This is a genomic window from Peptostreptococcus sp. (genome assembly GCF_977045075.1).
In genome coordinates, this window is sequence record NZ_CDRRTB010000059.1 from 1 (window position 1) to 10,750 (window position 10,750).

The 10,750-nt window shown below is 36.9% G+C and carries 8 protein-coding genes; 2 read left to right on the forward strand and 6 right to left on the reverse strand.

The features are described 5' to 3' along the window. Window positions 1-68 precede the first annotated feature (68 nt). Window positions 69-857: a Cof-type HAD-IIB family hydrolase gene (locus ACW6OJ_RS05705; protein WP_455104628.1), complete on the reverse strand. Its 789-nt coding sequence runs from the start codon at window positions 855-857 to the stop codon at window positions 69-71. A 198-nt stretch (window positions 858-1,055) separates the two neighbouring features. On the opposite strand from ACW6OJ_RS05705, the gene ACW6OJ_RS05710 reads away from it, so the two are divergent. Together ACW6OJ_RS05710 and ACW6OJ_RS05715 are read left to right on the forward strand one after the other, a co-directional pair. Then, on the forward strand, window positions 1,056-2,105 hold the full coding sequence (locus ACW6OJ_RS05710) for an LCP family protein (RefSeq protein ID WP_455104627.1): 1,050 nt from the start codon (window positions 1,056-1,058) through the stop codon (window positions 2,103-2,105). A gap of 156 nt (window positions 2,106-2,261) precedes the next feature. Beyond that, complete coding sequence (locus tag ACW6OJ_RS05715; RefSeq protein ID WP_456096000.1) at window positions 2,262-3,224, forward strand: LCP family protein; 963 nt, start codon at window positions 2,262-2,264, stop codon at window positions 3,222-3,224. Between the two features lie 172 nt (window positions 3,225-3,396). Here ACW6OJ_RS05715 and ACW6OJ_RS05720 read toward each other — a convergent pair whose 3' ends face one another. The 5 genes from ACW6OJ_RS05720 to ACW6OJ_RS05740 all read right to left on the reverse strand — a co-directional run. Then, window positions 3,397-4,746, reverse strand: a complete 1,350-nt coding sequence (locus tag ACW6OJ_RS05720; protein WP_455104625.1) for an alanine/glycine:cation symporter family protein — start codon at window positions 4,744-4,746, stop codon at window positions 3,397-3,399. A gap of 88 nt (window positions 4,747-4,834) precedes the next feature. Continuing rightward, window positions 4,835-6,991 (reverse strand): family 10 glycosylhydrolase, encoded by a 2,157-nt coding sequence (locus ACW6OJ_RS05725; RefSeq protein WP_455104624.1) that lies wholly within the window; start codon window positions 6,989-6,991, stop codon window positions 4,835-4,837. Window positions 6,992-7,308: 317 nt separating this feature from the next. Continuing rightward, on the reverse strand, window positions 7,309-8,535 hold the full coding sequence (locus ACW6OJ_RS05730) for a C40 family peptidase (protein ID WP_293427077.1): 1,227 nt from the start codon (window positions 8,533-8,535) through the stop codon (window positions 7,309-7,311). Window positions 8,536-8,666: 131 nt separating this feature from the next. Further along, a complete protein-coding gene (gene murJ / locus ACW6OJ_RS05735; RefSeq protein WP_314515958.1) occupies window positions 8,667-10,226 on the reverse strand; it encodes a murein biosynthesis integral membrane protein MurJ in 1,560 nt (519 codons plus the stop codon). A gap of 11 nt (window positions 10,227-10,237) precedes the next feature. Then, on the reverse strand, window positions 10,238-10,750 hold a 513-nt coding region (locus ACW6OJ_RS05740), incomplete at its 5' end, for a polysaccharide biosynthesis protein (protein WP_456096001.1).

The following is a 10,750-nucleotide window of genomic DNA, read 5'->3' on the forward strand; positions in this document are numbered from 1 at the left end:
TAGATCTTGTATTCCTATTTTGACCCTTTCTTGTCCTCGTACTCTTTCCCATATCCAACTACCTCTCACTAATCAATAGCAAAAACATCTTTAAGTACCGATACCACCCCATAGTCCTTATTGCTAGGTGCAGTATACCTGGCTATCTGCTTAATTTCATCTATAGCATTATCCATAGCATAGCTATAATAAGCCTGGTTAATCATTTCAAAATCGTTCATCTGGTCACCAAAAGCCATAGTCTCTTGAGGGCTAATTCCAAGCATTCCCTGCATCTTGGCTATGGCTGTACCCTTGTTAGTCCCCTTTGGCACTATGTCCAGCCAGTCAAATCCAGACGTGCATATGCTGGCCTCATCAGAAAATTCGTCTACCAGTAGCTTAAAATCATTATAATATCCATTTTTCGAATGGACTGATATCTTGACTGGTAGCTCCTCTATATGGGCCACATCCTTTACTATACCAAATTTTGGTAGGTATATCCTCGCATTTTCTAGAGACTCATCATCAGTCCTATCTATGTAGGAATAGTCCGATGTGCAATAAAGAATTCGCATATCATCTAATTCCTTTAGTCTTGCCAAGAATCTATCGCTTATGTCCCTTGTTAGGGTAGCATTTACTATTACATGACCATCTATCTCCATCACAGCACCATTTTCAGCTACAAATAGCATCTGGTCCTTATATTTATCAAATACAGACTTAAGGCTGGCAAGTTGCCTCCCACTTGCTGCACAAAATTTTACTCCTTTTTCTTTTAAGGCCTTAAAAACCTTGTCAAATTCCGGACTCATTTCCTTGTCATCATTAAGGAAGGTTCCATCCATGTCTACAGTTATTAATTTTATCATAAAGCCTCCTTATTGTATTTATTATCTATAACATTATATCATATACTCACCCCTAGTTAAATCCAATAAAAAAATACAATATTTTTCCATATCCTCTTTACTAGTCAAATGATATTTACTATAATAGTTTATGTAACTTTAGAGAAAAGAAATTCAATATAATAATTTATGTAACTTTAGAGAAAAGAAGGTGATTTTTTGTCTGCTCTTAGAAAATTCGTAATTTTTCTAGCAGTACTAGTTGTCGCAATCCCAATCACATTTGCCGGGGTTGTATACTCAAAACTAAAAAGCATGCAAATAGATGGTAATTTTGATATGCTAGCTTCAAATAAATACAAGTATGATAACGAAATTATTAATATACTTTTAGTTGGTAGTGATGGTAGACCTGGTGAAGAGGTTTCAAGATCAGACTCCATGATGATCTTGACTGTAGATAATAAGCACAAGAAGCTTAAATTAACATCCCTAGGTAGGGATACATATGTGAAGATTCCTAAGCACGGCTATCAAAAGCTAACTCATGCATATGCCTATGGCAAGGAAAAATTATTGATACAAACAATAGAAGACAACTTTAAGTTGGATATACAGAACTATGCTCAGGTTGACTTTTTTTCCTTTATGGACATAGTCGATGCCCTGGGTGGTGTGGATGTAAATATTAAAAGTGAAGAAATACCAGAGCTAAATAAGTTCGTAGCCGAATGCTATCGTTGGAGCAACCATAAAAATGGCCCTCTAAAGTACTTTAGCAAGACCGGTAAGCAAACCCTAGTAGGCTATCAAGCTCTTACTTATGCCAGAATAAGAAAGAGCGATGGTACTATGCAGAGGGATGACAGGCAGAGAAAGGTGATAGAAGCCATTATACACAAGGTTGATGGCATATCTATATCCAAGTACCCAAAGCTACTTGATGCCGTTAAACCATATGTCAAGACTAATATGACCCCTACTGAGATAATGTACCTAGGTAAGGATGTCCTTTCTATAGGAAATCTAACAATTGATACTATGCAGTTCCCTCTTCATCCAGAAAATGAAGTAAGGTTACCTGAAGCTGGCTATGTAATTCCATTTGAAAGCTACGAGGTAGATATTTTACACAAGTATATATTTGATAATATAAAATCTACAGCAAATGAAATTAAAGAAGCTGGGCAGGCATGGAAGGAAGCTGGAAACCATACCCAGTATATAAATGATTCAGATTATATGTCAGGGGCATACAATTCTAATTAATTTAGTGACCTGCTTTAAAAGTTAATATAATATTAGATAATAACAAGGGTGTTAGCATTTGACTTCTATTACAAAAGTGCTAGTCACCCTTTTTTTCTTAATTATGGTTAATTTAATATTAATATTGTACAATCAATGAGAAAGGTAGGTGTTCAGATGTTTAAACTTAGAAATTTCGTCAGACTTTTACTCTTGTTGGTTATATTGATTCCTGTTGGAACCTTTGCCCTAACTGGATCTATTCTTAGTGATATTCACAACTCAGATATTAACACTACTAGCCTTGATGACAAGTCCCATATATATAAGGACGGCATCAAGAACATCTTAGTAATGGGCACAGATGCTAGACCGGGTGAAACCACATCGAGGGCTGACTCTATGATGATTGTTACTGTAGATAGTGTGCATGATGACATAAAAATAACGTCCCTAGCCAGGGATACCTTGGTAACTATACCGGGGCATGGTAAATCAAAGTTGACACATGCCTATGCCTATGGTAAGGAAGATCTCTTAATTAGAACGGTTGAAGATAATTTCGATATAGATATAGATGAATTTGTAAAGATAAACTTCCAGTCATTTATAGCTATTATAGATAGTATAGGTGGAGTCACAGTTGATGTTACCCAGAATGAGCTTGCCGAGCTCAACAAGTTTATCCCAGAGACATATTCATGGTCTACAAATAAGAACAAGGGAGAGATGGAACTGGTAAAATCTACCGGCACTCAAAAACTAAATGGTTACCAGGCCTTATCCTATGCTAGGATAAGACACAATGACTCGGCCTTTGGTAGGGACAATAGACAGAGGATGATAGTTTCTAGCATAATGAAGGAAGTAAAGAATACATCCATCCTAAAGTACCCACTACTATTAAAGGCTGCTGCCCCATACATTGATTCAAGTATGTCACCAACTAAGATGATAAAACTTGGACTAGAAGCTCTAAAGATAGGAACTGATAATATAAAACAGAAGGAATTCCCTCTTGTAGATAATCCTAGATATACAACTAACGGTTCTTACCTAAACTACGGATGGGTAATCAGGTATGATCCTGACTCTGTTAAGTTCCTTAAGCAGTTTATATTTGACGACATTGAATACTAGACTAATTCCCTACAATAGGAATACTCCTTATTAATAATCAACAAAAAATCGGGCTGAATTTGATATGAATCAAATTAGCCCGATTTTATATTTTGCAAAGTAAAAGTGTTAATATTTTTTAAGATAATATCTAAATTTTATTTTCTAACAACAATTGATTTCTTTTAACCAACTATAGTATATTGTTGTTTTCGGCCTTTTCAAGGGCCTGCTTAACTAACTTAGATAGGCCTATTAGACCTATTACGTTTGGTATTACCATAATACCATTAAACATGTCTGCTAGCTCCCAAACTAGTTCGACATGTAGACATGTACCCAAAACTATAAATACAAGTACTATTAGTCTATAAGGTGTCAGTCCTTTTTCTCCAAATAAGTACTTAACATTGGCTTCACCGAAGAAATACCAACCGATTATAGTTGAGAAGGCAAAGAATAGTAGGGCTATGGCAACGAATACTAAACCAAAGGATCCGAAACCTGTCTCAAAGGCTTTCTGAGTTACAGCTATACCAGTCTCACCTGATAGGTTAGCACCAGTAGCTATAATAACTATGGCACTTATATTCAATACTACAAAAGTATCTATAAATACACCTACTATGGCAACTAGACCCTGCTGAGTAGGATCGTCTACTTTGGCAATTGCGTGGGCATGTGGTGTTGAACCCATACCTGCTTCATTAGAGAATAGACCTCTAGCAACACCATATCTAATAGCATTCTTAACAGTTACACCTGCAGCACCACCAAGAACGGCACTTGGGTTAAAGGCTCCAACAAATACCTGTCTAATAGCGTCTAGCGTGCTTGAACCCATCATTACAAGTATTATGATACCACCAAGGATATAGAAGCCTGCCATTATCGGTACAATCTTTTCCGTAAAAGAAGCTATTCTAGCAACACCACCAACAAAGATAAATCCAGATATAATTGCTAACACGATACCAACTATTAGTGGGCTTATATGAAAAGCTGATTCAAAAGCTGTACCTATAGAGTTGGCCTGAACCATATTACCTATAAAACCCAGGGCCAATACAATAGTCACTGCAAAGAATGACGATAAAAATTTACTGTTTAAGCCATATCTTAAATAGTAGGCTGGACCACCAGTAACATGTCCATTTACCTCTTTTTTAAATAACTGGGCCAAAACAGCCTCGGCGAATATTGTCGCCATACCGAAAAAGGCACTGATCCACATCCAGAATATTGCACCTGGACCACCTGAGACGATCGCTGTTGCAGCACCTGCCAGATTACCTGTACCAACCTGGGCAGCTATTGCTGTTGCAAGAGACTGAAATGATGACATACCGTCTTTCCCGGCCTTTTCCCCCTTTAAACTAAATCCCTTGAAAGCCTGTTTAAATGCCTTCGAGAATTTTCTTAACTGGATACCCCTTAAAGATATAGTAAAGAATATACCACATCCGACAAGGATAACGATAAGAATTTTTCCCCATAGTATACCATTTATGGCTACTACGATTTTTAATAATGCATCATTCATTAAAAAACACCCCCTTGTATTTTATTTATATCAATCGTATAACGAATAATACCAATTTTATACTCGAGGGTGTTTATGTTTTATTTACCTATTTCATGACACCTTCAAGCAAATTGTATATCTGATTGTATGAATTAGCATTTATGCCTCCACCTATCTGATATAGGAGGCTAGTACTCCTTGGATATAGGACATCCTTTTGGTACACGGATACACTAGACCCTGCCAATACTATTGGTGAATCAGACTTCTGAGCAAAGGCACTCACTGTAATTGCATCTATCGGTGCATCACTCCTAGTGATAAATACCTTTGGTGAGAATTGCTGTGTATAGAATTTTTCTATAACCCTTGTGTTGGTTTGAATTCTATCATTACCATAAATCCTATTTGAACTTAGGTCCATATTTAAGGCTAATCCTAGCTGACTTATAACTGAATCTGATAGTACATTAGGACCACCTATAAAGTATATGTTTTTTATCTGTCTGTTCTTTATCCAATTAATTGAATCCTGGTTTATAGACTTATTTGAAGATACTATAATAGGACTCCTATTTTTGCCTGCCTTAGATGCTATTGATAAAACATCCACTAGGGCATCCTTACTAGCTATGTAGACTGTATCTACCTGCTTGTCTTCTGCTAATTTATCTGCAATTTGCCTAGATGCCACCTCTATATCTGAGCTATATATCTTTTCTATTGTCACATTAGATATTTTTTCCTTGATACTTGCAAGGTCCTTGTTGATTGCAAAGTTATTTGTACCTACAAGGATTACCTTCTTGGCTCCTAGTCTCTTAATCTCCTTTATTGTGTTGTCACTAAGCTTTCTTGGATAGCTAAGTAATATTGGGGCATTGTAGCTTGCTGCCAGTGGACTCGATACCACTCCAGCAATTAGGTCCTTACCATTTACCAATACTACTGTTGATGATCCACTTTTCCAACCCTGCTGACTTATCTTTATAGCAGTTTCTGACCTATCTGCACCCCATAATTTATTCTGATATGGGTACCTCCTATTAGGATCTGCCTGCTGGTCAGTAGTAGTTGTCGTTGATGTAGTTGTCGTATACAGTGCCTTAAGATCATTTGCAACCTGTCCTATATTTACTACATCTCTTGCAGAGAAGAATACACTTCCCTTTATATCCTTATACTTTCTATTTAAGTTTATCTGACTTTTAATTTCTGCTGCTACATTTTCACCATTGTATTCAGACTGACCATGCTTGTAGATACCCTGACCTATGTATAGGTCTACTCCTGTGCCCCTTACCTGGTCTGACCACCATTTTACAAGGGTAGCATAGTCCGCCTTTGGATGCCCTATCTTCCAGTATACCTGTGGTACAACATAGTCCACTAAACCATTCTTAATCCAGTACCTAGTATCTGCATATTGCTTGTTATATGATTCTCCCCCACTAGTTCTGGAACCATTCGAATCATTGCTCGAGTTCCTCCATATACCGGCTGGGCTTATTCCAAAGACAAGATTAGAGTTTATTGACTTTATCCTATCCCTTACAGTCTTGACCATATTGTTTATATTGGCCCTTCTCCAGTTTTCAATATTTCCACTTCCGTACTTGTTATAGGTATCGGAATCTGGGAAACCTGGTCCTGGATAGAAGTAGTCATCAAAATGTATTCCATCAACCTGATAATTTTCAACTACTTCTGCTACCACATCTGCTATATACTGAGTTACCTCTGGCTTACCAGGGTCATAGTACCATTTTCCGTTGTACTTGATTACCCAATCCCTATGAGTATTTATGGGATTTGATGCTGATGTAGAGCTAATATCGTCATATATACTTGCCCTATATGGATTAAACCAAGCATGTACCTTCATCCCCCTCTTATGAGACTCCTCTAAGATAAACTGTAGGGGGTCATAGCCTGGATTTTGTCCCTGCTTACCTGTTAGGAACCTGGACCATGGGCTAATATTTGACTTATAAAATGCATCTGATTCTGGCCTAACCTGGACCATTAGGGTGTTTATTCCTACATTCTTTAGTCTTTCGATTAGACTGATGTACTCCTGTTTCTGCTTCTCAGCATTACCATAAGAAGCCTTTGAAGGCCAGTCTATATTGAATACCGTAGATATCCACGCTGCCCTGACTTCTGAATCCTGGGCTTTAACTGTACCCAAGTTAGCCATAGATGATAGCAGCATGCTAAGGGCTAGAGCTAGTGTTGCGACAAAAGAAATTTTCTTTTTCATTCTTTTCCTCCTAATAAAACATCAACTAGCCAGTATGTAATAAACACCCAAATTGAAATATAATTTCTTTCTAAGATGTTATTTTATATTATGCTTTATATACTACTATAAGATTCTTCATTAAACAATAATTATAGATAAATCGAATATATATATTTATGCTATATATAAAATCTATAGTAGCTACTACATACTGGTGAAAATAGTTATTTATACAAAAAATGCGACTATAATGCAACAAGTTAATGTCGATTATAGTCGCAATATTTTCATAGATTAAATTGCTATATATTTTAGGTCAATAAATTAGACTTACTTTACTGTATTACTCTTCTTGCAGTTGTATAACCACCCAAGTTGGCTATTGTAACTGTAGACCCCGGCTGTGGAGCGTGTATATACTTTCCATTACCTATATAAAGTGCTACGTGGTGAACTGGTGAACCCCAGAAAATCAAATCTCCTGGTCTTAATTCAGCCCTAGATACATATGTACCTACAGTAGCCTGGTCCTTAGATACTCTTGGTAGGGTAATTCCTGCACCATTACTAAATGAATAAAGCATTAAACCTGAGCAGTCAAAAGTATTTGGTCCCTGGGCACCCCATACATAGTTAGAACCTATCTTTGACTTGGCAACCTCAATTACCTTGTTTATCTTGATCTGCGAAGAGCTAGACGCCAAACTACCACCAGCGTTAAACTTGTATGTAACACCGTTTATGTTTTTAGTAGTATTTGTCAACATCACACCATTCTGGTCAAAATAGTAAAGATTGTTGTCTATTTTTCTCCATAGATTTTCTGCCCTATTAAAGGTATTTAAGAAATAGTACCACTTGCCGTTTTCCTTGTACCATCCTCTTACCTTTTTACCATCCTGGTACCTATAGTACTTACCAGCTTCATATAGGACACCATTCTTCTTCGTTGAAGCTGCCTCTATTAGGGTCTGCTGACCTAGATCATAAAGCTTCTGCTGTTCAGCACTTACTTCATCTAGCTTCTTACTAGAATCAAGGTTTACCATATGACCATTCTGGTCAAACTGGTACTCTTTACCATCAATGCTAATTCTCTGGTCCTTGATCATTATACCATCCTTGTTGAAATAGTATAAGTATCCATTGATTTTTCTCCACATATTCTGTGGAAGTTCATATGTGTTTATAATATAGTACTTGTTACCCTTGTACTCTATCCATCCTTTTTTCTGTACATTATTTACATAGAAATACCACTTGCCATTTTCCTTTACAAATCCATTAAAACCACTGCTAGCAGCCTTTATCGGATTTTCATTTGGAGTAACTTCCAACTGGCTTTCTTCCGGTGTACTTGCTGTCTGACTACTTGCATCAGTAGTGACTACTTCTGCGTCACTAGTGGACTGACTATCTACAACGGCTTGTTGGCTTGTTATTACTTCAACTTGTTCATCAGCCTTTACACTTGTTGAATACATAAAAGCACTTGATGACAAAACAAATGTCGCTAAGGCTATGGCAATTATTCTTTTGTTTGTTCTCTTTTTAAACTGCATCTCTGCCTCCTTTGGTTAAATATATCCTTCAACAATTACAATTCTACCATATGTCCACAAATAAAGCAAGGTAAAAATTACAATTTGTAACTTTTACCTTCTTTTAACTGAATATATATTTACATTTTATGTTATTTTTGTAACCTTTTAACCTTCTTCTTTACCACTCCAAAGAACATGTCAGAAATCATTTCATACTCTTCTACCCTTAGGAAGTGCATTATTAGAGCATATATGATTACACCAACTCCAACGGCTGAAGCCAGAGCAATAAGCTTAAATAATAGGCCTCCTACTAGACTGCTAGCCACTATACCATAAACTAATTTAACGCCCAGTCCCATTATTAGGGCAGCAAAAAGAGATTTTACGAAGACAATATAGTTGTCCCTAGAGGAGTAGCCCTCAATTTTCTTTCTCATACTACGATTGAAAAGGAGGAGACCTATATAAGCTGAAACTGCCGTGGCAATTGCCAAGCCTTTATAGCCTAGAGGTTTAACTAGTATCAGATTCAAGCTTATATTAAATACAATTGATATAATACTGTTAATCATAGGAGTCTTGCTATCCTCCATAGAATAGAATCCCCTAGTAAGGACATCCCTTAGGGCAAAGGCCAAAATACCTATTACATATATCCATAATATACTAGCTGTCATAGTGGTATCTTTAGATGTAAAGGCATTTCTTTGGAAAAGTACCTCAACTATCTGTCTAGAAAGGACTATACAGCCTACTATTATGGGCACTAAGGCCACAATTATTACATTCATGGTCTTCTTTAAGCTATTTAGGAAGCTATCCATCCTATCAGAAACTATCATGCTAGAAAGTCTTGGGTATATTACAGCAAGTATAGAGGTTATAAATAGGGCCTGAACAAATTCATATAGTTTTATAGCATAACTAAAGGAAGCTACTACCTCTGTACCTAGCAATGAAGCTAGAGATTTGTCAACTATTGAATTTATTTGATTGGCACCCACACCTATGACAACCGGTAATATAAGAATCATCATATCCTTCATAACTGGATCCTTAAGATTAATCTTAGGTCTGTACCTATAGCCTTCCTTGTATACGAAAGGAAGCTGAAATAAAGCCTTAGCTGAAATAGCTATTAGGGTACCTATTACTAGTACCATTGGACTTGTCTTTAAACTCAGGTATATAGATACTATTATAATTATACTATAAGGCATACCAATAAAACCTGGTATAACATACCTCTTTTTTATCTGAAGGTAGGATGTAAATATATTAGCTAAACCTACAAAGACAATACTTGGTAGTAAGATTCTTGTATACTGAACGCATAAGGTATATACATCACCCTGGTAACCCGGTGCAAATACCTTAACCAAGGGACCTGCAAAGATTATACCTAGGCCAGCTATTGATAGACAGACTATCACTACAAGATTAACAACTGAATTTAAAAATCCCATGGCCCTCTCTGTAGAGTCTTCACTTGCTAACTTATTATATAGGGGGATTAGACTCGTGGCTAGAGCTGTACCTATTACTGCAAAAAGTATTGTCGAAATACTGTTGGCAGTTGAATATACTGCGGCATACTTTCCTGTACCATAGGCCGATGCCAAGACGCTATCTCTAAATAGACCCAATATCTTGGATACTATTGTAACTATCATCAAAAGGACGGTAGCCCTTGCTGCTTTTGACATAACTTTCTCCTCTATCTTAACTTGTTGACATCTTCAGGCTTCCTGTAGCTATCAACCAACTTCTTTATCAAACTCATTACTCTTTGGGTATCTTCATCATCTGAAGCCAACTTTAAATCTTCTAATTGGCTAAAGATTTCTTCCCTATTAAACTCCTGTGGCTTGCCTATGAATATTTTGTTGTGGTCTGTAACCTTTAGACCCTCCTCAGCCATCAAAAGCTCCTCAAATAGCTTTTCACCAGGCCTTAAACCTGTGTAGACTATATCTATATCTACATCCGGCTCAAAACCACTAAGTCTTATCATATTCCTCGCCAAATCATCTATCTTTACTGGATCTCCCATATCAAGGACAAAAATTTCCCCGCCAGATGCCATGGCACCTGCCTGCATTACAAGTGCAACTGCCTCTGGTATAGTCATAAAGTACCTTATTATATCCTTGTGGGTAACAGTTACAGGACCACCTGCCTGGATTTGAGACTTGAAGAGTGGAACCACTGACCCATTACTTCCCAATAC